The 24,164-nt window shown below is 50.6% G+C and carries 23 protein-coding genes and 1 other annotated feature; all 23 genes read right to left on the bottom strand.

Translation table 11 applies throughout. The features are described 5' to 3' along the window. Positions 1-18: 18 nt before the first annotated feature. Positions 19-777 carry a FlxA-like family protein gene (locus PAEVO_RS28410; RefSeq protein ID WP_100540822.1) on the bottom strand — a complete coding sequence of 253 codons (759 nt, stop codon included), beginning with the start codon at positions 775-777 and terminating at the stop codon, positions 19-21. A gap of 20 nt (positions 778-797) precedes the next feature. Further along, positions 798-2,105 (bottom strand): SPFH domain-containing protein, encoded by a 1,308-nt coding sequence (locus tag PAEVO_RS28405; protein WP_100540821.1) that lies wholly within the window; start codon positions 2,103-2,105, stop codon positions 798-800. A gap of 288 nt (positions 2,106-2,393) precedes the next feature. Then, positions 2,394-3,704 carry a GTPase ObgE gene (obgE, locus tag PAEVO_RS28400; RefSeq protein WP_100540820.1) on the bottom strand — a complete coding sequence of 437 codons (1,311 nt, stop codon included), beginning with the start codon at positions 3,702-3,704 and terminating at the stop codon, positions 2,394-2,396. Positions 3,705-3,717: 13 nt separating this feature from the next. Next, positions 3,718-4,458, bottom strand: a complete 741-nt coding sequence (locus tag PAEVO_RS34540) for a Spo0B domain-containing protein (protein WP_243390967.1) — start codon at positions 4,456-4,458, stop codon at positions 3,718-3,720. A gap of 169 nt (positions 4,459-4,627) precedes the next feature. Further along, on the bottom strand, positions 4,628-4,939 hold the full coding sequence (gene rpmA / locus PAEVO_RS28390; protein WP_071223405.1) for a 50S ribosomal protein L27: 312 nt from the start codon (positions 4,937-4,939) through the stop codon (positions 4,628-4,630). Positions 4,940-4,956: 17 nt separating this feature from the next. Beyond that, positions 4,957-5,289: a ribosomal-processing cysteine protease Prp gene (locus tag PAEVO_RS28385; protein ID WP_100540819.1), complete on the bottom strand. Its 333-nt coding sequence runs from the start codon at positions 5,287-5,289 to the stop codon at positions 4,957-4,959. 13 nt (positions 5,290-5,302) lie between these two features. Next, complete coding sequence (gene rplU / locus PAEVO_RS28380; protein WP_006208810.1) at positions 5,303-5,614, bottom strand: 50S ribosomal protein L21; 312 nt, start codon at positions 5,612-5,614, stop codon at positions 5,303-5,305. Positions 5,615-5,775: 161 nt separating this feature from the next. Beyond that, positions 5,776-7,011 (bottom strand): Rne/Rng family ribonuclease, encoded by a 1,236-nt coding sequence (locus PAEVO_RS28375; protein ID WP_100540818.1) that lies wholly within the window; start codon positions 7,009-7,011, stop codon positions 5,776-5,778. Between the two features lie 118 nt (positions 7,012-7,129). Continuing rightward, positions 7,130-7,993: a M50 family metallopeptidase gene (locus tag PAEVO_RS28370; protein WP_100540817.1), complete on the bottom strand. Its 864-nt coding sequence runs from the start codon at positions 7,991-7,993 to the stop codon at positions 7,130-7,132. Beyond that, entirely contained in the window at positions 7,986-8,897 is a 912-nt protein-coding gene (locus PAEVO_RS28365) for a M23 family metallopeptidase (RefSeq protein WP_100540816.1), read from the bottom strand. Before PAEVO_RS28365 ends, PAEVO_RS28370 begins: the two co-directional genes overlap by 8 nt. A 171-nt stretch (positions 8,898-9,068) precedes the next feature. After that, positions 9,069-9,863 carry a septum site-determining protein MinD gene (minD, locus tag PAEVO_RS28360; RefSeq protein ID WP_009594006.1) on the bottom strand — a complete coding sequence of 265 codons (795 nt, stop codon included), beginning with the start codon at positions 9,861-9,863 and terminating at the stop codon, positions 9,069-9,071. A 3-nt stretch (positions 9,864-9,866) separates the two neighbouring features. Beyond that, positions 9,867-10,529, bottom strand: coding sequence for a septum site-determining protein MinC (locus tag PAEVO_RS28355; RefSeq protein ID WP_100540815.1), 663 nt, complete (start codon positions 10,527-10,529; stop codon positions 9,867-9,869). Positions 10,530-10,612: 83 nt separating this feature from the next. After that, positions 10,613-11,137, bottom strand: coding sequence for a rod shape-determining protein MreD (gene mreD / locus PAEVO_RS28350; protein WP_071223411.1), 525 nt, complete (start codon positions 11,135-11,137; stop codon positions 10,613-10,615). 1 nt (position 11,138) lies between these two features. Next, positions 11,139-12,014 carry a rod shape-determining protein MreC gene (gene mreC, locus PAEVO_RS28345; RefSeq protein ID WP_100540814.1) on the bottom strand — a complete coding sequence of 292 codons (876 nt, stop codon included), beginning with the start codon at positions 12,012-12,014 and terminating at the stop codon, positions 11,139-11,141. A gap of 57 nt (positions 12,015-12,071) precedes the next feature. Continuing rightward, positions 12,072-13,106, bottom strand: coding sequence for a rod shape-determining protein (locus tag PAEVO_RS28340; RefSeq protein WP_009593998.1), 1,035 nt, complete (start codon positions 13,104-13,106; stop codon positions 12,072-12,074). Between the two features lie 38 nt (positions 13,107-13,144). Next, positions 13,145-13,834: a RadC family protein gene (gene radC, locus PAEVO_RS28335; protein WP_100540813.1), complete on the bottom strand. Its 690-nt coding sequence runs from the start codon at positions 13,832-13,834 to the stop codon at positions 13,145-13,147. 85 nt (positions 13,835-13,919) lie between these two features. Next, a complete protein-coding gene (locus PAEVO_RS28330) occupies positions 13,920-14,531 on the bottom strand; it encodes a Maf family protein (protein WP_098742542.1) in 612 nt (203 codons plus the stop codon). A gap of 25 nt (positions 14,532-14,556) precedes the next feature. Then, a complete protein-coding gene (locus tag PAEVO_RS28325) occupies positions 14,557-14,799 on the bottom strand; it encodes a DUF4321 domain-containing protein (RefSeq protein ID WP_076323127.1) in 243 nt (80 codons plus the stop codon). Between the two features lie 127 nt (positions 14,800-14,926). Further along, entirely contained in the window at positions 14,927-16,318 is a 1,392-nt protein-coding gene (locus tag PAEVO_RS28320; protein WP_100540812.1) for an SPOR domain-containing protein, read from the bottom strand. A gap of 218 nt (positions 16,319-16,536) precedes the next feature. After that, positions 16,537-17,913, bottom strand: coding sequence for a UDP-N-acetylmuramate--L-alanine ligase (gene murC, locus PAEVO_RS28315; RefSeq protein ID WP_100540811.1), 1,377 nt, complete (start codon positions 17,911-17,913; stop codon positions 16,537-16,539). A gap of 6 nt (positions 17,914-17,919) precedes the next feature. Further along, complete coding sequence (locus tag PAEVO_RS28310; protein WP_100540810.1) at positions 17,920-19,323, bottom strand: bifunctional folylpolyglutamate synthase/dihydrofolate synthase; 1,404 nt, start codon at positions 19,321-19,323, stop codon at positions 17,920-17,922. A gap of 7 nt (positions 19,324-19,330) precedes the next feature. Beyond that, positions 19,331-22,000 carry a valine--tRNA ligase gene (locus PAEVO_RS28305; protein WP_100540809.1) on the bottom strand — a complete coding sequence of 890 codons (2,670 nt, stop codon included), beginning with the start codon at positions 21,998-22,000 and terminating at the stop codon, positions 19,331-19,333. A gap of 110 nt (positions 22,001-22,110) precedes the next feature. Beyond that, positions 22,111-22,409, bottom strand: a binding site (T-box leader). 248 nt (positions 22,410-22,657) lie between these two features. Beyond that, entirely contained in the window at positions 22,658-24,016 is a 1,359-nt protein-coding gene (locus tag PAEVO_RS28300) for a LysM peptidoglycan-binding domain-containing protein (RefSeq protein ID WP_100540808.1), read from the bottom strand. Positions 24,017-24,164 lie beyond the last annotated feature (148 nt).

Here is a 24,164-nt window from a genome sequence, read left to right as displayed (position 1 = left end):
TCCCCTCTATCATCTGCATTAGGTTGATCCCGCTTTTGCTCTCAGAAGTTCCGTGTTGCGATCCTGTACCGTTCTAAGGATGTCGCGGATGATGTGAATCGTTTGCTCTGCCAGCTCATCGCGTTGTTCCGCTTGCGTCTCCCCGATCAGCGCCACTTGATCCTCCAACATCGCGATCTTTTGCTGGATCATATGCTCCACTTCGTATAAAGAGGTGTCTGTGATAGGATCACTATAACGAAGCGTTTCCTCAAGCTCGGCCATCTGCCGGTCTAACGAATGAATGTTCTCTCCGGGCATCTCACCTAGTTTTCTTCGGATTCCCTCGATCCAGGCCACCGTCTCTTTCTTAACCGCCAGATGATCACTTTCCTTCCGTTCATGAGCCCCTGCATATTTTCCCGCCAGAGCTACCAATCCCAAAACAACCGAAAACCCCAGAAAGGTTATAAGATGAATCATAAAATACGAAGATTCAGGCAGCTTAAATAAATATCCCAGCAGAATGACCTCCAGCAAAACAGAGACTGCATAGATTACTATAATGACGCCTGAAGCAATATAAAAAGGAGCTCCTGACAAAGCCGCTTTACGCCCGTGAATGATAAAACCGATAAAGACGAGAATGGCCGATTCGGCGCATCCGAGGGCAATGCCGGATATCCAATAATTCAGCTGAACCATCCCACCGATCAATCCGAACAGAAGAATGGTTACGACCGGAAGCACAACGGCAGCCAGCCATAATCCGTTTCGACTTGTGGTTCTTGTATTCACTCTATTCCCTCACTTTCACTTCACATCAATTTATGTCCGCACTCCATGCAAAACTTCTGGCCCGGTTTGATCTCATGATGACATCCAGGACATGTAAGCGCATGGCTTGACCCGCAGTGCGGGCAAAACTTGGCTTCCGCATCCATCAGTTCACCGCATGCCCTGCAAGGCATAGGAAGCGCTGCACCGCAATCCGGACATTCGACGGCACCGGCCGGGTGGTCATGGCCACATTTAGGGCATGCATGGTACGGGTCACCGCAGTGAAGGCAAAACTTGGCATTCGGAGGCAGTGGCTGCCCGCAATCGTTGCAACGGACGGTTCTCGCCGGTTCGTGCTCCGCTTGTACCTGAAGCGACTGGCCGCATCCGGAACAGAATCGGGCTTCTTCCCCGTTCCGTGTTCCGCACTTAGTACATGCCTTCTGTTTGATTTGCATATCGTTCTTCTCTTGAGCCTCCGAACTTTCAAACATATGCCGGGCGGTCTCATACATCGGACCGACCATACCAAGTCCCATGCCCAGACCGGTTCCCATGACCGCTGCCGGGCTGCCGGGATTCTTTGCCGCTCCCTCAAGCGTATTAAAGGTTCTTTCCTGATGATAGGTATATCCGATGATGTCCATCTCCGCTTTTTTTGCCAACGCTTCCTTAATTCGAACAGCTGCAGGGTCATTCTCCGGTATGTTGATGGAATCCACATAGAAATTCAGCAGGGTGATCCCCATCTCATCAAATGAAGGCGCAATCGCTTCCATGATATGCTTCGATATTTCCGCTATGTAAGCATTGATCTCCACAACGCTGATTTTTTTGCGAACGATATAGGAGGATATGATTTCCGTAATATTGGACATCAGTACGCCGCGATAATATTTAATCAGTGTGCTCTGATCAAAAGTCGGCAGCGTACCGACCATGGTTGCCAGAAATTTTCGCGGATCGCTGATCTGTACGCCAAATTGGCCAAAAGCCCGGACCGATACGATGATATTGTATTTCGGATCTTGCAGCTGGATCGGCGAGCTCGTCCCCCATTTCACGTCCAGTGAACGAAGCTTGTTCACAAACCAGACTTCTGCCGTAAAGGGAGACTTCCCGCCGAAGGGAATATTGATCACATTGGATAAAATCGGGATATTCGCCGTACTCAGTGTATGTCGCCCAGCCGAGAAGGAGTCCAGGGCCTGACCGCCCTTATACAGGATTGCCTCCTGTGTCTCATGAACAATAAGCTGAGTCCAAGTGCCTAACTCCTGATTCGGATAACGCCAAGCAAACACATCCGGCGGCCCTTCATATTTTACAACTTCAATAATAGCCATAGTTCTACACTCCTTTTTACGCCGTTCCTTCCATCCTGATGGTCTAGGGAAAAGGACTATTGTACTAATATTGTATACGATTTACCCGATATGTGGATGCAAAATTTGGAAACCTAAATGGAAAAAGGATATAGGAACAATTTTACAACAGCTTCCATAAACCACTGCGCATATTTACGTGATATCGATTCACGGGGATGCAGCTGCATTCACGAAAAAAAATACCGCCAAGCCTGCTGTTATACAGACCTTGCGGTATTTTTCTTCAAAATGTATTTCTTTTGCGCATCAATAGTAGCTGCTGCCTTCAACAAATTCAAATTCGAAATCGCCAATCCGTACAATGGTGCCTTCTGTCGCGCCCCGTTTCCGAAGCTCTTCATCGATGCCCATATGACGCATCGTTCTTGCAAGCTTCAGAATGGCATCATGCGAATTCATCTGCATCCGTTTCAGCATCCGCTCAATTCGCTCGCTATGCACCACATACATCTCATTATCCCTAGTGACGGTGAAGGAGTTGTCGTTTTGTGCTTTGAATTTATAAACCTTACGCTCCGAAACCTCGGATACTTCTTCAATGGCCGGCTCATCCGGAATGCTTTCGAGCACATCGATCGTGCGGTAAAGAAGTTCCTGGATACCCTGTCGAGTCAGGGAGGAAATCGGCATCACCTCGATGTCCGGACGAATCTCTTTCACCTTCTCTTTGAAGGCCGCTAAATACTCTTCGGCCTCCGGCATGTCCATTTTATTGGCGGCTACGATTTGCGGCCGTTCGACTAGAACCGGGTTGTAAAGCCTGATTTCATCATTGATTTTTTCCCAGTCCTCAAACGGATCCCTTCCTTCCGTGCCTGCCATATCCACAACATGGACAATGACGCGTGTTCTTTCCACGTGCCGGAGGAATTCGTGACCAAGTCCCACGCCTTCATGAGCACCCTCAATCAGACCAGGCAAGTCAGCCATGACGAAACTGCGCCCGTCTCCAACCTCAACCACTCCCAAATTCGGCGTTATGGTCGTAAAGTGGTACGCGCCGATCTTCGGCTGAGCCGCAGATACAACGGACAACAAGGTTGATTTGCCTACGCTTGGGAACCCGACGAGACCTACATCCGCCATCACTTTAAGTTCCATGGTTACGTAACGCTCTTCGCCTTCCTCGCCGTTCTCGGCAAGTTCAGGCGCCGGATTGTTCGGCGTAGCAAAGCGGATATTTCCGCGTCCTCCACGGCCACCTCTGGCAACAACAACCTGTTGACCGTGCCGGGTCAAATCGCCAATCACCTCACCGGTATCATCATCCGTTAAGACGGTACCCGGCGGGATACGGACAATCATGCTATCCGCATTGGCGCCATGCTGACTTTTATTGCGGCCTTTTTCCCCGCGCTTGGCTTTAAAATGCTTCTGGTAACGGAAATCCATCAACGTGCGCAGTCCTTCGTCCACCCGGAAAATCACGTCGCCGCCCTTACCGCCGTCACCGCCGGCAGGTCCGCCTTCAGGAACGTATTTCTCTCGACGGAACGCAATGAGACCATCGCCGCCGTCTCCGCCTTTTACATATACTTTTGCCTTATCTACAAACATGAAATCACCTTCCTCAAGTCACAAACGGCAAATACAAACGATATGAGGTCTCCCCCGGCTCCGTCTGCTCCACCCGAATGCCTTCGCCTTTTACGGATTGTTCAATCTGAAGCTTCAAGCTGTCCGGGTCTCCAAAGGATCCTTCTCCTTGTGCCCATACCATCAGCTCTTGTTCTTGCTGCATAAATGTTAATGTTAATTGCCGGGTATCCCCCCAGGACGCTTTTCCGCTCAATTGAAAGGCTCTCACCATTTGAATGATGGCTTCGGTAAAAGACTCCGCCGTTTGTGGCGATACTTTGTCTTCCAGTTGCACCTGGTCCACAACTTCAACGTCGAGCTGCAGATTGTTGCTGTACGTGCGGTATGAATGTAAATAAAAAACCAGCGAAGGAATGCCCAGCTTCGAGATTCTGCTCTCCGTCGCCATCCTGTCCTTTATTCTTTCCACAGAACCCACTGTTTTATCAAGCTTTCCAAGTTGAATGTAGCCGTACAAAATTTGAAGCTCATTCATCCAATCATGACGATGGTGATTCAGCATCTGAATCGCCCTCTGCTCCACATTCCGAATGATGGCTTGCTGCCTGCGCTCCTCCGATTTTCGGACAAGCCATGCACCGCAGGCAGACGCAGCGACAGCCCAAACCGTTAACACTGCTCCTGCAGCCAAAGTCGGTTTCCATACCATCCATGCTACGGGTATTACGGAGGTTAACCCCGCCCCAGCTGCTATCCATTTCCAGGATTTCATCGCTTCTCCTCGTCTTTCAACAGCAATTGGTTACATTCACCAAATCCCAGTATATCATAGACTTTCAGGACGGTTCATCCCCTGGATGATGATCTTTGCGCATTTTACAAAAAAAGAAGCCCCGGCAACGATGCCGAAAGGCTTCTTCTGTATGCAGCATAAGAAACGATTAAGCTTCTACTGCAGCCGCTACTGGAGCGACATCAACCGGGTAGACGCTCACTTTCTTGCGATCACGACCCCAACGTTCAAATTTCACAACGCCGTCAACTTTCGCAAACAAAGTATCGTCTTTACCGATACCTACGTTCGTGCCTGGATGAATTTTCGTTCCGCGTTGGCGAACCAAGATGCTGCCGCCAGTCACTGCTTGACCGTCTGCACGTTTCACACCAAGACGTTTCGATTGGCTATCGCGACCGTTCTTTGTGGAACCTACACCTTTTTTCGATGCGAATAACTGAAGATCCAATTTCAACATGTTGTCTACCTCCTTCTTCAAGTAGTCAATTCTTGTATTCTTATATACTTGCCGTACGAATCGGCAATTCCCTGTAACATAACAACCATGGATTCGAGAAGCAGTTGAACTTGTCCCGAGACGGAATCGTCTGCCGTAGGCGGAAGATTCGCGCTAAGAAAGCCGCCCTTCATCCGGGTCTCCATAACGGTTCCGGTTAACGCTTCAATGGAATTGACCGTTCCCACTGTAATGCTGGAAACTCCAGCACATACAATATCTTCTCCAGGATTGGCATATCCCGCGTGTCCCGTTACCTTGAAGCTATGGATTCGTCCATCTCTCCCGCGCAGAACTTGTACAGTAATCAATTACCGCACCTTCTTACGCTTGGATTTTCTCGATGGTTACTTTAGTGTAAGGTTGACGATGACCTTGCTTCTTGTGGTAGTTCTTCTTCGGCTTGTATTTGTATACAACGACCTTACGGCCTTTACCGTGCTTCTCTACCTTTGCAGTTACAGTTGCACCGGAAACAACCGGCGTACCTGCTACCAACCCGTCCTCTTTGGATACGGCCAGTACACGGTCGAAAGTCACGCTCTCGCCGTCACCTGCAGTCAGCTTCTCGATGAACAATACGTCGCCCTCTTGAACTTTGTATTGTTTACCACCTGTTTCGATAATAGCGTACATTTGCTTGCACCTCCCTATGTCTCAGACTCGCCTAGTTCAAGGTGTCCGTCCCGAACAGGAACGTCCTTGCTAACCCAACCGGAGCGGTTACAGCATGTGCAGCAAACCATCACTAGACACATACCCAATGATAATATCATATTGCATGTTCATCGTCAACATTATTGTTCGATAACAACGCCTCTGCCCCCGCAAGCTCCGCAAGGCTTGGCAAATGGGAGCGAAGAGCTCTCTCTGGCTTTTTTGCGGGTCATTTCCAGCAGTCCCAGCTTGGTCCAACCCACCACAAAGCTCTTGGTGCGGTCCTTGCGCATCACAGTCTCCATGGCAGAAACAACCTGCTCCCGGTGCTCTTCACGATCCATATCGATGAAATCCACGATGATAATGCCTCCGATATCCCAGAGCCGCAGGATTCTCGCAATCTGCTGCGCCGCCAGAAGGTTTGTCCTCAGTACCGTTTCCTCGAAATTATCCCCACCGATATATTTGGCTGTGTTCACGTCCATGACGGTCATGGCTTCCGTCTGATCTACAACGATGGTTACACCCTCGGGAAGCGTGATTTTCCTTGCAAAGCCGGCTCTCATCTGCTCGTCCAACCCGTAAGCTTGAAAAATCGGACTTCCTTCCGAGTAATATGTAACCTTTGGCTCCATACCAGGAACGGTTTCCTTCAGATAGCTCTTGGTTTCCTCGCCTTTAAGCTTGCTGTCGATCACAAGTTCGTCATGAAGCGGATCAAAGGCATCGCGGAGAAATCGCTGCAGCAGACCTAAATCGCGATGAAGAAGCGTCGGAGCAGGAGAAGATTCGGCCTTGTCGAGAATTCGTGCCCACTCTTTTCGCAGATACTCAAGATCTCCCTTAAGGAATTCTAGAGGCTCGTCCTCCGATACGGTTCGGATAATAATTCCCTCTTCGTCTGTGCGGAGCTGCTCGCCGATACTCTTCAGCCTTGCTCTTTCCGCATCACGTCCGATTTTCTTGGAGACGGCAACATAATCCGCAGTCGGCATGTACACCATGCATCTGCCAGGAAGCGAAAAATGGGTAGTGACCCGTGCCCCCTTGCCACCTCTCGGTTCCTTCATTACTTGCACGATCAGTTCCTGGCCTACCGTTAGCAACATCGAGATGGACGGCTTCTGCTTAGGCTGCTTCTCTAAATGAGGATGGAGCACATCATCAATATATAAAAATGCATTCTTTTTCAGCCCGATATCTACAAAAGCCGCCTGCATCCCCGGCAGCACATTAACGACCCTGCCCTTATAAAAACTACCGACTACACTTTGCTCACGACTACGCTCGACGGCGAATTCTGCTAACCTCCCATCTTCGATGAGGGCCATCTGAATGGTCTCATGCTCACAATGAACTATCATTTGCCTCATGGCTTCACCCCTCAAATGGAAGACGATATTCTATTTTTTTATCCTAACACAATCTCAGATGATATGAATGGATAAAGAATCATGGCCCGCCCTGCGTCTTCCTCATGGTGTCTACGATTTACGCATACCAGGGCGGACCATTTGATGCAAAATAAGAAGAAATCACATGCTGCTCCGGAACGACGGCAAGCAGGCTGCCTCGTCCGCTCATGACATAAATCAGATGATACTTCTCTCGTTTAAATAGACGCATGATATCATCCAAAGGTTTCGAAGAATCTGCAACGATTGGCTGGGCAGGACCAAGTCCATCCAAATTCCGTTCATATATCTCGCTCCGATTGACCAGAAATCTTAAGAACCGGTAATGCACATTCCGGTAGTCTTCAAAATTGGAATACGCTAAAAAGAGGCCGATCATCAGCACATTTAAACGAATACCGCCGCCGGAGAATAACGGCTGCAAGCCATACCCGATCATGATCAAACTGCACAAAATGCCTGCACGGGAAGCCCACAGCAAGGTCGCATGATAAGGGGCGAGCAGGCTGATGACGGCCTGCAGCACTTTGCCGCCGTCCAGCGGCAGAATCGGAAGCAGGTTAAACAGTGCAATGACGAGATTCCCCTGAATGATATAGGATAGCAGCTGCTCGTCTCCCCACCCCGCCCATCTGCACGCCAGAGTAATGCCTATCATGATGACATTTTGCAGCGGACCCGCAAGCGCAATGATGATTTCCTTCATTGCGGTCATCCTGCCGTCATCTTCAATGACAGCAACGCCGCCGAACGGCAGCATCTGAATGGCTCGTACCTTGAACCCCATCGCTGCCGCTGCGGCGGCGTGTCCCAATTCATGAATAAACACGATAATAAACAGGGTCAGCAATTCTAAAAAGCGACCGGTGAATACAGAGGCCAGCATGACAATAACAAAGAGAGGATGCAGCGACAATACCGTTCCCTTAAACTTAATCAAACGGAATCACTTCCGCCGGATCGACACCTCGATCCCCCTCTTTCAGTTCGAAATAAAGAGAAGGCGGGCTGCCTGTGCCTGAAGATGCCAATGTGCCGATAATATCTCCGCCTTGAACCCAATCGTTTACCTTAAGTCCCGTTTCTGCCAGCCTGCTGTATATCCCCGTTCTCTCTCCTGTATGCTGTATGTGAATGGTGATCCCATTCTCAGGATGCTCTTTAACCTCGAGCACGCGTCCGGTCTCTATACTCTTAACCGCTCGGTCTGCTAAAGAACCCCCTCCGGCTTCCAAAACGATGCCTTTAAGATCCACGGCAAAGGATTGGACCACCTTTCCGGAAAGCGGAGGCACTAAAGAAGTCCCGGCATTCACCTTCGTTGAGTGCTCGTCAGTTTGTCCAAAAATCGGAATAAAGGAAGGCGCGCTTCCAAAATGCTCCTCGTACCATACCTGGGCTGCCTGGAAATCCATCTCGTGGCTCAACCCTTCAACAATAAAAGCTTGCGTACGAAGAGCCCACGGCTGCTGAAACGAAAATACTCCCCATGCCAATCCAAACACCAGCGCGCTGACGATGATGCGGCGCACTAAGCCCGACAGGAACGAGGCTTTTCTTGGTGGCGGTTCTCCTGGATCACCTGGATCCAGCGTGCCATACCAACCGCGGTGGCCTTGCTTCCAAAGCCGCTCGGGATCCGGTTCACTCTCTGCAAGACGCGGGGATGGGTTCGTTCTGTGATCCTGTATGAAGCCTGTCTGTTGAAGATTAAGATGGGCAGCCTTTCTCTCGGGAACGGGGGCCCATGACGACTTATCATGCGGCGTCGGTGACTGTTCCCCTTCCAGCAGCTCGCGAATACGGGCTTCTCTTCGGTTCTTGACTGAAGTTTTGATGTCCATTGTTCTTTCCCCCTTGGGGCTTGTTTTCTTACTCTATCCTATGAGGAGATGAAAGATATTTAGAACAAGCCCTATTGAAGAGGTGAACAGAATGTATGCAGATCAGAACCGCGTTGAGTAAGTGTACAAAAAAACCGCTGCCTACCGGCACCGGTTCTTTGTTAAAAGCCTTTAACCCATTCCAAAAAACTTTTTGAATTTGGTGAACATTCCTTTTTTCTGATGGATTTGCATCAGAGGAACGGTATCACCCAGGATACGACGGGCGATGTTTCTATAGGCGATGGCTGCCTGAGAGTCTGGATTCATCACCGTAGGCTCCCCAATGTTGGCCGCTTTAATGACCATTTCATCATCTGGCACGATACCGATCAGATCAATATTCAGCACCTGCAGCACATCTTCAATCTCCAGCATGTCGCCGGATTTCACCATGTTCGGGCGAATCCGGTTTACTACGAGCTTCGGAGACTCTACATGAGAGCTTTCCAGCAAGCCAATAATCCGATCCGCATCCCGCACGGCCGCATTCTCGGGCGTTGTAACCACAATCGCTTTATCTGCACCGGCAATGGCATTCTTAAATCCTTGCTCGATTCCAGCCGGACAATCGATAATGACGTATTCGAATTCCTTTTTCAATTCAAGCACGATATCTTTTACCTGCTCTGGAGAAACGGCATTCTTGTCTTTGGTCTGGGCTGCAGGAAGCATATACAGCTCATCGAAGCGCTTGTCCTTGATCAGCGCCTGGTTAAGTCGGCATCGCCCTTCTGCAACGTCGCACAAATCGTATATAATCCGGTTTTCCAGGCCCATCACGACATCCAAATTACGAAGACCGATGTCCGTATCAACCAGACACACTTTTTTTCCGAGCAGTGCCAAAGCTGTGCCGATGTTCGCCGATGTCGTCGTTTTACCGACTCCGCCTTTACCTGAAGTTACGACGATTGCCTCTCCCATGTTCTACACCCCTTTAAACACATTAAAATCCCGACCCAAACGCGAGATGTTGCTGATCTTATCGATCTCCATGCTTCCGTCCTTCAAATACGCAAACTCCATGACCGTTTCCCGCGTCTCCCATTCATCCGGCGGCCTGCTGATCATCTGGGAGATACGGAGCTGGGTAGGGGCAAAATACGAAGCCGCTATAATCGCTTCCTCGTTTCCCTCTACACCGGCGTGCGCGGTTCCGCGCAGAGCTCCCAATATGTAGATATCGCCGGTGCACGTTATGGTTCCGCCGGGATTCACATCGCCGAGGAACAAAAGATCGCCGTCATGATGCAGCACCTGTCCGGAACGCACCATCCCTGTCTTAAGCGTAAGCTTCTCCTCTGGTATGAGCTCGGACTCAAGCGGCGGCGATTCCACATTACGTATCAGCAGGTTGCCCTTTTGCTTCAATATGTCAAGAATCGTCTGCTTCTCTTCTTCGGAAATTTTCCGGGAACCCAGCTTCACATCCACATGAATGATGGGGCCGGTCAAAATATTCTGATGACTGTGCTCCAGCTTATAGCGCAGCTCGCTGAGCAGCTCCTCCAGCTCACACTGGTCATCAAGCAGGAATACCAGGCCATCTTTGATGCCCTTAATCGTCACATGATTGGATTTTACAGCCATAAGCCTGTCCCTCCCATCCCTATACATTTCGCGCTCAAACCTTCAAGTTCCTGCTAGTCTAGTAAAATGTCATATTGGAGGGTTCAGGATGCCTTCCTTCTCTGATTCTTCGTAACCAACTCAATCTGCTTGCGAAGAGGAACGTAAATCGCCAGAGCAAAGGCAAAATGAACAAGGAGATTGGGTAGCATATGATGAAGCAGTGACCAATTATAAGAAGTCGGATTGAGTCGAAACACCTTATATATGCCAAAAAGCGTACTGTCAAACAACAAGCTCCCCAGAATGACAATGGTCATCATCATGGGCAGCGGCGCCCGCGGGGACTTGAAGACAAGCCCCACCAAATATGCGGATACGCCCATAGCAAACGAATAAGTGCCAATCATCTCGCCGTAATACACGATATCGTGAAGCATGCCAAATAGGAGTCCGAGCACCAGCCCTGTATGGCGATGATAATAAATCGATACAAAAAACAAGCACACCAACACGAAATTAGGGTAAATCTGAAGCTGCAGCGAGCTTGGCGTTAACCAGAAAACCACCGTGCCCTGCAGGATAAACAGCACGAACAGCAACAAGACCAGAATCTGTTTACGTGCCATCTTATTTCGGCTCCTCAGGCGTAAAGACGATGATCAGATACTTCCAATCATCAAACTTGGCAGCCGGTTCGATCGTAGCCGTTCTGCTTTGACCGTATTGGCTTACCTGAACACTCTTCACCTTACCAATAATCAAGCCCTGTGGTATAACGCCTCCGGCACCGGATGAAATGATTTTATCGCCTTTCTTGATCGGATCATCTTCCGTAATCCGCGTCATGAGCAGCGTGTTGGTCTTCTCATCGTAGCTCTCGACGACGCCAAACGTTTTATCCTCTTTCCCGATGGCCGTTACCGAAATCGGCTGCGGATTCGGATCCTGGGCATCCATCGTTGTCAACAGCTTCACCGTTGAGGTGAAATTGCTCACGCTGCTAATGATGCCGACCATGCCGTCCACTGTCGTGACCGACATATTGGGTCGAACCCCATCGCGCTCGCCCAGATCGACGACAAGGGTCCGGTTATTCGGATCCGAGTTGACGCTAAGCACCTGGGCAGTACGATACTCATATTTGTCACGATTTTTCTGGTTTTCTGTAAAATGAAGTTGTTCCGTCAGCGCTTCGAAATTAGCTTTCATGCTATTGTAATTAGCACTCTCACGAGAATATTGGGCTACCGCTCTACGCAGCTCCTCATTCTCTTCATAGATTTCCTTCATGTTCCGCACATCTTCAAAGAAACCCGCTATATAGGCAGCGGGCTTATAAAACACACTTTGCACAAAACCGACCGTATCTTTGACAAATTTTTCAGGCCAAGATAAAGAAGCTCTCGGGCCGAGCGTAAACCCCATAATAGCGATAAACGCTACCAGCCCGATGAGCATAATAAACAAACGCTTATTACCTAGCAGCTTAAACAGTTGCAACACCCTCTAACTTACTGTTTTCTCTCCCAACATTAGGGGTTTACACTTCTATTTTGGTTTCTACCGTTTGGAACGGACGGCAGAGCTGCTCCGGGATTTAAACAAGTGAATGTTCTCGAGCGCCTTACCTGTGCCAATGGCCACGCAATCCAGCGGATTCTCTGCAACGATTACCGGCATGCCGGTCTCTTCGGCGAGCAGCTTGTCCAGGTTGCGAAGCAATGCGCCGCCTCCCGTAAGCACGATGCCCCGGTCCATAATATCCGCAGCAAGCTCCGGAGGACATTTCTCAAGCGTAACCTTTACCGCCTCAACAATCGCATTAATGGTATCTGCCAACGCTTCGCTAATCTCATCCGAAGTAATGGTGATTGTCTTCGGCAGCCCCGTCACCAAGTCACGGCCGCGAATTTCCATCGTTTCCACGGTCTCCAGCGGCATGGCGGAACCGACTTCCATCTTGAGCAGCTCGGATGTGCGCTCACCGATCATCAAGTTATACTGGCGTTTGATATAGGAAATGATAGACTCATCCATCTCATCGCCCGCAACGCGTACAGAGCGGCTGGTTACAATACCGCCAAGTGAAATGACAGCTACTTCAGTGGTACCTCCACCGATATCAACAACCATACTGCCTGTAGGTTCCCACACGGGCAAATCAGCACCGATCGCAGCTGCAAAAGGTTCCTCGATCGTATAAGCTTCGCGTGCACCGGCTTGCTTGGTAGCATCTTCAACCGCACGCTGCTCTACCGCCGTAATGCCGGAAGGTACACATACCATCACGTTCGGATGGCGCGGGAATATGGAGCGTTGCTTCTGCGCTTGACGAATAAAGTATTTAATCATCGTAGCTGTTGTATCAAAATCAGCGATGACGCCGTCTTTCATCGGACGAATGGCACGAATATTGCCTGGTGTGCGTCCAATCATTTTCTTAGCCGATTCTCCGACGGCTTCAATGCTCTTCGTATCTGTACGCAGAGCAACCACGGATGGCTCTCTTACGACAATTCCTTTCCCACGAACATAAACCAGCGTATTTGCCGTCCCCAAATCGATTCCCAAATCTTTCGTAAAACCACCTAACATGATGTATCTCCCTTTCTTCGTCAATCTGAACTATTATATTACATCAAGCCCCGTTCCTTCAAACTTACAAACGATCCGTCCCCGATGATCAGATGATCCAGCACGTCGATCCCGACAATCTGTCCTGCCTCCACTAAACGTGCAGTCAGCGATATGTCTTCCGGGCTGGGCGTCGGATCTCCGCTAGGATGGTTATGCGCGCACACCAGAGATGCACTGCTGCATTTGATGGCCGCTCTGAACACCTCGCGGGGATGAACGATAGAAGCATTAAGGCTTCCCATCGATAACGTTTCCTGGGCAATGACATGATTTTTCGTATTTAAAAATACACAGACAAAATGCTCTTTCTGTAAATAGCGCATCTGTTCACTGAGCAGTTCTGCCGCGTCATGCGGACTGCGAATAATAACCGGCTCTACATGTCTCGATGCGGCTAAGCGCCGTCCAAGCTCGATGCCAGCCTTCAGCTGAACAGCCTTAGCGGTTCCAATTCCTTTGATTTTCGTAATTTCCTCAATGCTAAGATCAACGAGCTGCCGGATGCCGCCTGCTTCCCCCAGCAGACGCTGGGCTATATGTACGGCAGATTCCTGGCGGGTTCCGGTCCGAAGCAATATCGCCAGCAATTCTGCATGGCTTAAAGCGCTCGCCCCATATTGCATCATGCGCTCTCTTGGTCGTTCATCATGGGGGATGTCGCGCAGCAATAGCGTTGGCGACTCCATATATTCCCCTCTTTTCTAAGATTTAAATCAGCAGGTCACCGAAACTTCAGGATACTCCTACATTTCGCATGCCGTTGTTCTATATCTATGAATCGGTGAGTACATCCATCCCCATTTCAGACAGCATGTCCGACAGCAGAGAAAGCGGCAGGCCGACAACGTTAAAATAGTCGCCTTCGATTCCTTCCACGATGGTTGCACCCAAGCCTTGAATCGCATACGAGCCTGCTTTGTCAGCAGGTTCCCCGCTCTTTACATAAGCCGCGATCGCATCATCACTTAACGATTTCATCTTTACGGTTGTCACACGGTGAGCGACCTTGGTACGACCAGATTCCCGGTCGACACAAGCCACGCCCGTGTACACGAGGTGAGCCCGTCCTTGAAGCATGGACAACATCCTTGCCGCGTCAGCATGATCCTCCGGTTTCCCGAGGACATGATCATCTACAACTACAATCGTGTCGCTTCCCACAATGATACCATCTCCCGGATCATCCGTCAGCTTTCGGAGAACCGCTTCCGCTTTACGTAGTGCCAGTGACTCCACAATTCGCTCTGGCGACCACCCTTGCGGGGTGTCCTCGTCAGCTTCACTAGGCATAATCTCGAATGGGATACGAAGGGAGGCAATCAATTCCTGACGCCGAGGAGAGGTGGAGGCCAATATGATACGGCGGTTTCTCTTCTCATTCAAGGGGGATAATCTCCTTTGTCATGTCTTAGAGCCTGCGGTATAACCAAAGCGCTGCTATAATGCCAAGCAGACTGAGCAGGCAAAAGTTAAGTTCAAGGTTAATGTCATAACGAATAATGTCAAAATCAGCTCGAGGCGACCACTTAATCGGTGTAGTCGACGTTAAAAACGACAAAGCCTTAACAGGTTGAAGCGCCTTGGCCAGCCATGTTCCCGTCAGCCACCCCAGCAGCAAAAACAAGATGAGCATTCCTTTGTTTTTCTTCATGCATCCTCTTCCCTCGCCATATTTTGACACCCTAATTATTATACGGTGAATCGATAAGCAATACAAACAGAAATCCGGCAGGGGGAACTATTTCCAGTTCCGAGCCGGATTTGACGTAAATTTGAATTTATAGGCCATCCAGGAGTTTCTTTTGGCCCATGACATAGTTCATCATGCCCGTTTGAATCTCCCACAAATGCCCCTTGGATTGATTTTTGTTATATTCGGAGAGCGCTGTGATTGAACTGTTCATGGATTGCTCCATCGCCGGCAGCACTGCCCCGGTCTCCGGACCCAAGCCGGCGGACAGCAGCTTCATCGATTGGATCCACTGCTGGTGCAAATCTGTGATCGTAGCCATGTTCTCTGACGCCACCGCGCCCGCCTCCTGCTTCCCCAGCAGCGATGCCGACAGCGTACTCAACTCTGATACGAGCTGCCCGCTTATCGTAAAATAGTCCGTCAGCGTCTGCTCCTCGCCCGCAAAGGCAGCTGACTCTATACCAGGCAGCGCGATTTCTCTCACGTATAATTCGACGCCTTCGGCCTTTAACTGATTGCTGAGCAGCTTGGCCTGCTCGCGATCCGGTGATATGCCCGCATACACCCGGTTCTCCTCATCCAAATCTCCGCCGGCGGCAATACCGGACTGCAGCAGCTCCCCTTTGGCCTGATCTGCCCGTTCCGGCGTGCTGAACACACCGTACTGAAGCATATAAAAGACTTGGCCCGGAATGCGTACCGTCGATTCCGTTAAATCGGGTGCGAGTGAAACTCCCTTTCCCCCGGATGAATCAGCCGGTGCTTGATTAACTGCATCATGGCTTTCAAGCTGCCCCGACGCAGGATCCTCGCCTGCATTACCGCCGTTAAACATAGACAGCACCATATACCCAAACAGCAACCCCGTAACAACCGCCGCTGTCACGGACACAGCCATTTTCCAGAAGGAGGTAGGTTTGCGAGAGCGATAATAACTGTAATCATCAGCAGATGATTCATATAGAGCCGACCCGGGACCGAGATTCCAGTTGGAGTCATTCGCTTCGGGGTCCATTTTTCCGGAATACCCGTCATCATGAAGATCGTAGAGATCCTCACGCTCACGTAAATCGTCATATGTATCGGTATGATCAAACCCGTCACCGAACGCCCCGTCATTGTGGACATGATCCAGACGCCGTCTTTCCTCAGCTAATCGCCCCCTGGACCGGTTTTGACGCGATGTTCCCCACTCATGACCGTCCATATCCCGGATGTCCCCCTCATCCCGGAGCGGAGAAACAACGCGCAGATGATCATGTTGCATGCTGTTCCTATGCTCGAACGAAGTGCCCGCATCGGTAAACCGATCTGCCGTTGTGTCCAACTCGTCGAATACGAGATTGCCGTCATCGACTTGGCCATTGCGTCTTACTGAAACTTTTTGATACGAATCCCGTTCCTCACGCAGTTGATCCTTGCGACTGTCTTTTCGCGGATCATGATCGAAACGAATCGTCATCCTTGCTTTATTCATATCCACACACACCTCACTTGTCCTTCTACACCTAGCTATATGATCAAGCTTGGCAACTTATGAGTGTGCGAAAAACAAAACAAACAGGCTGATCAAGAAAGCATCTTGATCAGCCTGTTTTATACTTATCGATTCCGCTTGCTTTTCCTCCGTCCGAAAGACAAAAGCCCATGCGATCCCCTGCTGCAGCGAAGCAGCAAAGCATACGCGCAATCCATTTACTTCTTGCCTTTAATAGACTCTGCTAAAGCAGCACCGACTTTCCAAATATCGCCCGCCCCCATCGTGAGGACCAGATCGCCTTCTTTTACACGACCCTTGAGATCGTTCAGGACATCTTCTTTGGTAGGCAAATAGCGGGCACCGGCATTGCTGTTCTGGACAATCAACTCCACCAGCTTACCGGAACTGATACCCTCGATCTGCTTCTCGCCGGCAGGCGAATAAATATCGGTGATGATCACCTCATCGGCTTCCCCGAACGCGCGGCTAAACGCATCCAGAAGGAAAAAGGTTCTCGAATACCGCTGCGGCTGGAATACGGCGATAATCCGTTTGCCTGTAGCTTTAGCGGCACTGATCGTAGCCTCGATCTCCGTCGGATGATGCGCATAGTCGTCAATGACCAGAATACCTTCTGCTTCGCCCAGCACCTGGAAGCGGCGCTTAGCTCCGTTGAACTTGACAATGGCCTCGACAATCGCTTCAAACGAGATTCCGCCTTTCAAGCAGCATATCACCGTAGCCATTGCGTTGTAGACATTGTGTTTCCCCGGTACGGATAGTTCCACGGTACCCAGCTCCATGCCGTTATGAAGCATCTTGAAGCTGACGTGACGGTCGCCGAGCACCAGATTCGTTGCCGTATACTCCGCATCCGCATGAATGCCGTATGTGGTCACACTGCATTTTAGGTCAGGCAAAATAGCCTGGATGTTGTTATCGTCCGCGCAAACCACGGCCGTACCGTCTGCCTTGATCTGGCTGAGGAATTGTACGTAGGCCGCCTTAAGACGATTGAAATCCCCATCGTAATTCTCCAAGTGATCGGCTTCGATATTCAGAACAACGCCCAGCCATGGATGGTATTGCAGGAATGAACCGTCGCTCTCGTCAGCTTCGGCCACCACATGCTCACCTTCACCGGCTTTGGCATTCGTGCCAACGTTCATAATTTCCCCGCCGATGATAAATGTTGGATCGACGCCGCATTCTTCCATCACGAGCGCAATCATGGATGAAGTGGTTGTCTTGCCATGCGCACCCGCTACGGCGACGCCTTTGCGTTCGTTCAAAAGACGTGCCAGCATCTGCGCACGGTGAAGGACAGGAATGTTCAGCTTCTCTGCTTCGACCCGCTCCACGTTGTCTCTGGACAATGCCGTGGAGTAAACCACAAGGTCAGCGCCCTGGACTTGCTCGGCAGTATGTCCGATGTATATTTTGGCGCCCTTGGCCGCCAGCTTTTCTGTCAATTCTTGCGATGCCACGTCAGAACCCGTGACTTTATAACCCATCTCCAGCATAACTCTTGCAATGGCGCTCATCCCGTAGCCGCCAATTCCTATAAAATGAACATGTTCCGATGTATTCAACAGATATCACCAACCTTTTTCAGAATCGGAAAGGCCCAGGAGGTTGGAACGCACGTCGGCAATCAGGTACAACGTGCCCGACACCACCCCAAGATCCTCCGCTTCCGTCCGTGACTTCAACTCTTCAAGTGCGTTTTTCCAATTTGGTTCTATGATGATTTGCAGTGTATGTTTGGCGTATTTCTCCCTTACCTGCTCTACGATGTCACCAAGCGCCTTGGCGTCCAGTTTCTTCCGGAAATCCGGTTCAGTCAGGATAAGCGTATCCACTATTGGCAGTATATGCTGCAAATACGATTCATGATGCTTATTTGCCAGCATTCCCATCATTAAGTTCAGTTTCCGATACTTATAGATCTGCGGCAAGCTTTTGGCCAAGGTTTCAGCCCCTTCGGGGTTGTGCGCACCATCGAGAACAATCCGCGGGGAGGACTGCACTTGTTCCAGTCTTCCCGCCCAGAAAGTATCCTTAAACCCTGTACGCAATTCTTCTTCATCCACGATAAAAGCCATGTACTGGCGAAGCACTTCCAGCGTCATCATGGCAAGCGCGGCATTGGCACATTGGTGCTCGCCCTGCATTGAGATGTCCAGATCCATGTCCCGGAAAGGACCCTTAAAACGGAAAGTCTGGCTTTCTTCGTCCCCACGCAACCGCTCATAGGAGAATTGTTCATCTACGAGATACAAACTTGTGCGTTTTTTTTCTACCGTCTGTTTCAGAATTTCGACAGCCTCAGGCTGAGTTACCGTGCTCACCACAGGGACTCCGGGCTTGATAATGCCGGCCTTCTCCGTCGCGATCTCCTGAATGGTATCACCCAGAACGTCGGTATGGTCCATTCCGATATTCGTGATCACCGAAATGATGGGATGAACGATATTGGTCACGTCAAGGCGACCGCCAAGTCCCGTCTCCCACACCACCACGTCCGGATAAGATACCTCGCCATAATACAGGATCGCTAGGGCGGTGGACACCTCAAACATCGTTGGTGATCCGAGCCCGGAGCTCGCAACTTCGGCAACAAGCGGTTCTAAGCGATTCGCGAGCGCCAGCAGCGTCTCTTCCGGTATGTCTTCACCGTTATACTGAAACCGATTGGTAAACTTCGTAATATAGGGGGACGTATAGGTGCCAACCGTGAATCCCCCTTGAAGCAGAACCTTTGTTAAAAAAGCGCATGTGGAGCCCTTTCCATTCGTTCCGGCCACGTGAATAAATTTCAACCGCCGTTCCGGATGGCCCAGCAGCTCCATCAATCGCTGAATTCTATCCATGCCGGGGCGGATTCCAAACGGAATCAGCCCGTTGATCCAAGCTACCGCTTCTTCATAGGTATGGAACGGAGCTGCAGCTGCTGCTGCCGAATGATCAACCATCGTTCTCACCTTCTGGTCCAGATTCATCTTGCCCTCAGCCTCTCAATTCTTCGATGCGCGCGATCACTTTACTGCGTTTGTCCGAGTAATCCGCAAGCTTCGCCCGTTCTTCTTCAATCACCTTTTCCGGTGCTTTCGATACGAAACCAGGATTGTTCAGCTTCTTCTCCACACGCTCGACTTCGCTGTTCAAGTGCTGAATTTCCTTCTCCAGACGTGTGATCTCCTGAGCGATATCGATCAACCCGGCAAGCGGCAGATACATTTCAACACCTGTAACCACAGCGGTCATCGCCTTATCCGGCGCCTCAAGCGCAAGGGAGGACTGATATTCCGACGTGTTGCAGAAGCGGCGAATATAATCCGCATTGCGATCGATAATGCTGGCAATTTGCCCGCTTACCGGCTTCAATTGCAGTTCCACTTTTTTGCTCATCGGTACGTTTACTTCCGCCCGGATGTTTCGTACAGCTCGGATGACATCCATCAGCAGGTTCATTTCGGTAACGGCTTCCGTATTCTCAAATGCCTCGTCATAGGTCGGCCATGAAGCCAACATTACCGTCTCGCCTTCATGCGGCAAATGCTGCCAGATCTCTTCGGAGATGAACGGCATGAACGGATGGATCAAACGCATCGTGCGGTCCAGTACATAGGCAAGCACCGACTGCGTCTTTTTCTTGGCCGCTTGATCCTCGCCATACAGGGACAGCTTGGCAAACTCAATATACCAGTCGCACAGATCATCCCAGATGAAATTGTAGAGCAGTCGACCGGTTTCGCCAAATTCGTAGGCATCAATTAGACGCGTAATGTCGCGGGAAGTTTCGTTCAGACGGTGTAAAATCCACCGGTCGGCCGTCCCCAGCTCTCCGGAAATGTCGATATCCGCCGCCGTGAAGCCCTCCAGGTTCATGAGCGCAAAGCGTGATGCATTCCAGATCTTGTTCGCGAAGTTACGCGCTTGCTCCACGCGTTCCCAGCGGAAACGAAGATCCTGGCCCGGCGTACTGCCGGTCGATATCATATAACGCATGGCATCTGCGCCATACTGTTCAATAACCTCGAGCGGGTCGATACCGTTGCCGAGCGACTTGGACATCTTGCGGCCTTCGCTATCCCGGACCAGACCATGGATAAGCGTATCTTTGAACGGCATTTGATCCGTAAATTCAAGCCCTTGGAAAATCATCCGCGATACCCAGAACGGAATAATATCATAACCCGTTACGAGAACGCTGGTCGGATAATAACGTTTGAAATCCTCGCTGTCCAGATTCGGCCAGCCCATGGTCGAGAACGGCCATAATGCGGAGCTGAACCAGGTATCCAGCACATCCTCATCTTGTCTCAGATCGTCCTTGCCCAGCTTCGCGCGCGCTTCCTCTTCATTCATGGCAACAACCACTTCGCCCGTGGATTCGGAATACCAAGCCGGAATCCGGTGGCCCCACCACAATTGACGAGAAATACACCAATCGCGAACATTCTCCATCCAGTGCAGGTAGGTTCTCTCGAACCGGTCAGGCACGAAGTTAACGCCCTTGCCGGATTTCTGCGCATCCACGGCTGCTTCCGCAAGCGGCTGCATCTTAACGAACCATTGCGTGGACAGATAAGGCTCGACCACTGCGCCGGATCTTTCGCTATGGCCAACCTGATGGACATGATCTTCGATGCGGAGCAGTACGCCAGATTCCTTCATATCGTTTACGATCTGCTTGCGGCATTCGCTCCGGTCAAGACCTTGGTACTTGCCGGCAAACTCATTCATCGTCCCGGATTCATCCATTACGGTGATTTGCGGCAGGTCATGTCTCAGACCCATCTCGAAGTCATTCGGATCATGCGCCGGCGTAATTTTAACCGCTCCGCTGCCGAAATCCTTCTCCACATACTCATCGGCAATAACCGGAATCTCGCGGCCTACGATAGGCAGCACCAATGTCTTGCCGATCATGTCTTTATAGCGCTCGTCTTCCGGATGAACGGCGACGGCCGTATCGCCGAGCATGGTCTCCGGACGGGTCGTTGCTACGGTAATGGAGCCGCTGCCGTCCTTCAGCGGATATTGCAGGTGATACAAATGGCCGTTGACCTCTTTGTACTCCACTTCAATATCGGACAAAGCCGTGCGGGCAGCCGGGTCCCAGTTGATGATGCGTTTTCCGCGGTAGATGAGCCCTTTATCGTAGAGCTTGACGAATACTTCCCGAACCGCTTCCGATAACCCCTCGTCGAGCGTGAAACGTTCTCTGGAGTAATCAAGGGACAGGCCGATCTTGGACCATTGGTCACGAATCGTATTCGCATATAGATCTTTCCATTCCCACACTTTCTCTAGGAATTGTTCACGTCCCAGATCGTATCGGGTAACGCCTTCTTCGCGAAGCTTCTGTTCGACCTTGGTTTGCGTGGCGATGCCCGCATGGTCGGAGCCGGGGAGCCACAGCGCATCGTAGCCCTGCATCCGCTTCACGCGAATCAGGATGTCCTGCAGCGTAAAGTCAAGCGCATGGCCGATATGGAGCATGCCCGTAACGTTAGGAGGAGGAATAACAATCGTGTAAGGCTCCGCGTCCCGTCGTTTGCCGGCTTCAAAAAAGCCGCCTTCCTTCCAATACGGATACCATTTTTGTTCGGCTGCCTTCGGATCATACGTCGTCGGCATTTCTAACTGGGATTGGTTTTGTTTTTGATCCATATTTTCGTACCTCCGATACTGTTAATCAGTTTTGCCAACCCGAAATGTTTTAGCCTCCGGGCGTGGCATGGATATCATAGTTGGCGTGAAACAAAAAAAGCCCTTCGTCCTCAAAGGACGAAAGACTGTTCTCTCGCGGTACCACCTTTGTTTCGTGCTTACATGATTCATCCATCGTGTCCTCCCATGAAGAACATGAAAGGCTTACGATCAAGCACGACACTTTACACAGATAACGGCTGCGGCCGGCGAACTCTAACCAGGGTAGCAATCAATCCCTACTCTATCTCAAGTCCGCAACTCCGGGGCGACTTCGGCAAGCTGGTTCCTGCGGAATCTCACAGCGCTTGATAGCAATTCCGCTCTCTGAAGGCCATACCTTCCTACTCTTCCCGTTCAACGTTGTTCTAGCTTATGAAATACCTGTACATATTCTATTCAAATATACCGTGGTTGTTGCATATAGTCAATATTTCGAGTGTTTCCGAACGATCTAGACATCATACCTGTCGATCCTAATAAATCTTATACGTTGTAAAAAGACGCCCCAGCTCGTCCCATCCCTCTCTTCTCCTAACCAAATCCCCGCCAAACAAAAAGCAGGCCAAGGATTTCCTACCTTGACCTGCTGGTTCTTACGCGATGGCTCCCGGCCGATTACTGGGGAATGTATAATACCTGGCCTTCTTCCACATTCTGCTCGGACATGCGGTTGTATAACAAAAGCTCTCGCGGCGTCAGTTGATAACGCTCGGCTATCACGTCGAGTGTCTCCTCACGCTGAACAATGCACATCCGAACCTTGCGGAACGGCGTTTCCTCGCGGCGGTTGCCCAGGAACAGACTCTTCCATTCCACATCCTCGGCCGATGCTGAATCCACCGATTCTTCGATTGCCTCTTCCTCGTCTCGAGCAGCTTGCTCCTGATCCTGGACCGTTCTGCTCGATTGAAGCAAAGAAGAGAAGCCTACGCCCGATGTGCTGTTTGTGCTGCTGTTCTTCGTGTTGAAGGCCACCTTTAACTCCGGCTTGGTCGGAACCTCTTCGGCTTTAACGGAAACCTCCTCCGTTATATCATCCATATTCTCCGAAGGCACTGCTTCCTCAGCAAAAACAGGCTGGATCTCCTCCGTTACCGATGATTCCAGTACCGGTACGGCTTCAACTTCTTCGCCCTTACGCTCAACGACACCCGGGAAACCGGCTGCTGGATCTTCCGGTTCCGGATCCGGCTCGGCGGCAGCCCGTTCGAATTGCCATACACTTGGAATCGACGGCTCAGCTGCCTGAGCTTCCGTCTCGTTATGTAAGGCATATTCGACCGTATCCCGGGCTTCAGGAGCACTGGAGATGCTTACGCTGCTGTCAGAGTCCTGTGAATCCCGTGTTTGGTTCTCATACTGTGCCCAGGATGCCAGATACTGCTGTGTGCGCGCATCCGTCTCTAACTCTTGGGCTTTGGGCTGAGTTTCGTTGAAGAAAGAAGGTGAACCCGAGTTAGCATCTGCATGAGCACCACCGCCATGAAGCTGGTCATACGGGTTGGCTGCGAACTGCTGCTCTCCGTTCGAATAAAAATCATTCGCTTCAGGAGCATGTACCACTGTGAATTCCTCATTGGCCCATACTTGGTCACGGGCTCCCGGAGCTGCCGCCTGAATTCCTTTGAGCGACAGAACCCCCGTAATGTTCAAGCTGCGCTTGGATAACAAATCCACGTCAAAATTCTCGATCTCGACGGCGATGTCATCCAATGATGATACCCGGTTCAGCGGGACCGTGATTTCGACCGGAATCCAGTGTTCGAGCGGCTCCGTCTCTCCTGCTTCGGTGTCACCTTTATACAGGCCTGCAAGAAGCAGATGACCCCGAAGCGTGGCCTGGTCCTGCTGGCTGATCACCTGAATATGCGGGATCAACTCCGCCTCTTCCAATTCTTCGATTCCCGGCAAATCTTCCGTTAAATTAATACGCTCGTAAATATCGAACCGCAATCCGTAGGACTGGTCAAACACGGGAATGTCCTCCTTTTTGGCATATACTATCCGTGATCTGTTATCACGGCATGAGCCTAAGTTTTGCCACTCAATTTATCTATATGCCGAAAATAGGAGAGCATGACTTTTTTGCGATTTGTGCGTGAAAGTTACAGGTTCATTCAGG

The organism is Paenibacillus sp. GM2FR, from assembly GCF_002803325.1.
Taxonomy (GTDB): Bacteria; Bacillota; Bacilli; order Paenibacillales; family Paenibacillaceae; genus Paenibacillus_AQ; species Paenibacillus_AQ lautus.
The sequence above is the reverse complement of the archived record's forward strand: the minus strand, read 5'-3'. Positions and strand labels throughout refer to the sequence as shown.

Bases quoted from the DNA above. Each gene is read 5' to 3' on its own strand.
- PAEVO_RS28405 (WP_100540821.1), bottom strand. From the start codon at position 2,105: ATGGCTATTATTGAAGTTGTAAAATATGAAGGGCCGCCGGATGTGTTT.
- obgE (WP_100540820.1), bottom strand. From the start codon at position 3,704: ATGTTTGTAGATAAGGCAAAAGTATATGTAAAAGGCGGAGACGGCGGC.
- PAEVO_RS34540 (WP_243390967.1), bottom strand. From the start codon at position 4,458: ATGAAATCCTGGAAATGGATAGCAGCTGGGGCGGGGTTAACCTCCGTA.
- rpmA (WP_071223405.1), bottom strand. From the start codon at position 4,939: ATGTTGAAATTGGATCTTCAGTTATTCGCATCGAAAAAAGGTGTAGGT.
- rplU (WP_006208810.1), bottom strand. From the start codon at position 5,614: ATGTACGCTATTATCGAAACAGGTGGTAAACAATACAAAGTTCAAGAG.
- PAEVO_RS28375 (WP_100540818.1), bottom strand. From the start codon at position 7,011: ATGAGGCAAATGATAGTTCATTGTGAGCATGAGACCATTCAGATGGCC.
- PAEVO_RS28365 (WP_100540816.1), bottom strand. From the start codon at position 8,897: ATGGACATCAAAACTTCAGTCAAGAACCGAAGAGAAGCCCGTATTCGC.
- minD (WP_009594006.1), bottom strand. From the start codon at position 9,863: ATGGGAGAGGCAATCGTCGTAACTTCAGGTAAAGGCGGAGTCGGTAAA.
- PAEVO_RS28355 (WP_100540815.1), bottom strand. From the start codon at position 10,529: ATGGCTGTAAAATCCAATCATGTGACGATTAAGGGCATCAAAGATGGC.
- mreD (WP_071223411.1), bottom strand. From the start codon at position 11,137: ATGGCACGTAAACAGATTCTGGTCTTGTTGCTGTTCGTGCTGTTTATC.
- PAEVO_RS28340 (WP_009593998.1), bottom strand. From the start codon at position 13,106: ATGTTAGGTGGTTTTACGAAAGATTTGGGAATCGATTTGGGGACGGCA.
- radC (WP_100540813.1), bottom strand. From the start codon at position 13,834: ATGGAGTCGCCAACGCTATTGCTGCGCGACATCCCCCATGATGAACGA.
- PAEVO_RS28325 (WP_076323127.1), bottom strand. From the start codon at position 14,799: ATGAAGAAAAACAAAGGAATGCTCATCTTGTTTTTGCTGCTGGGGTGG.
- PAEVO_RS28320 (WP_100540812.1), bottom strand. From the start codon at position 16,318: ATGAATAAAGCAAGGATGACGATTCGTTTCGATCATGATCCGCGAAAA.
- PAEVO_RS28310 (WP_100540810.1), bottom strand. From the start codon at position 19,323: ATGAATCTGGACCAGAAGGTGAGAACGATGGTTGATCATTCGGCAGCA.
- PAEVO_RS28305 (WP_100540809.1), bottom strand. From the start codon at position 22,000: ATGGATCAAAAACAAAACCAATCCCAGTTAGAAATGCCGACGACGTAT.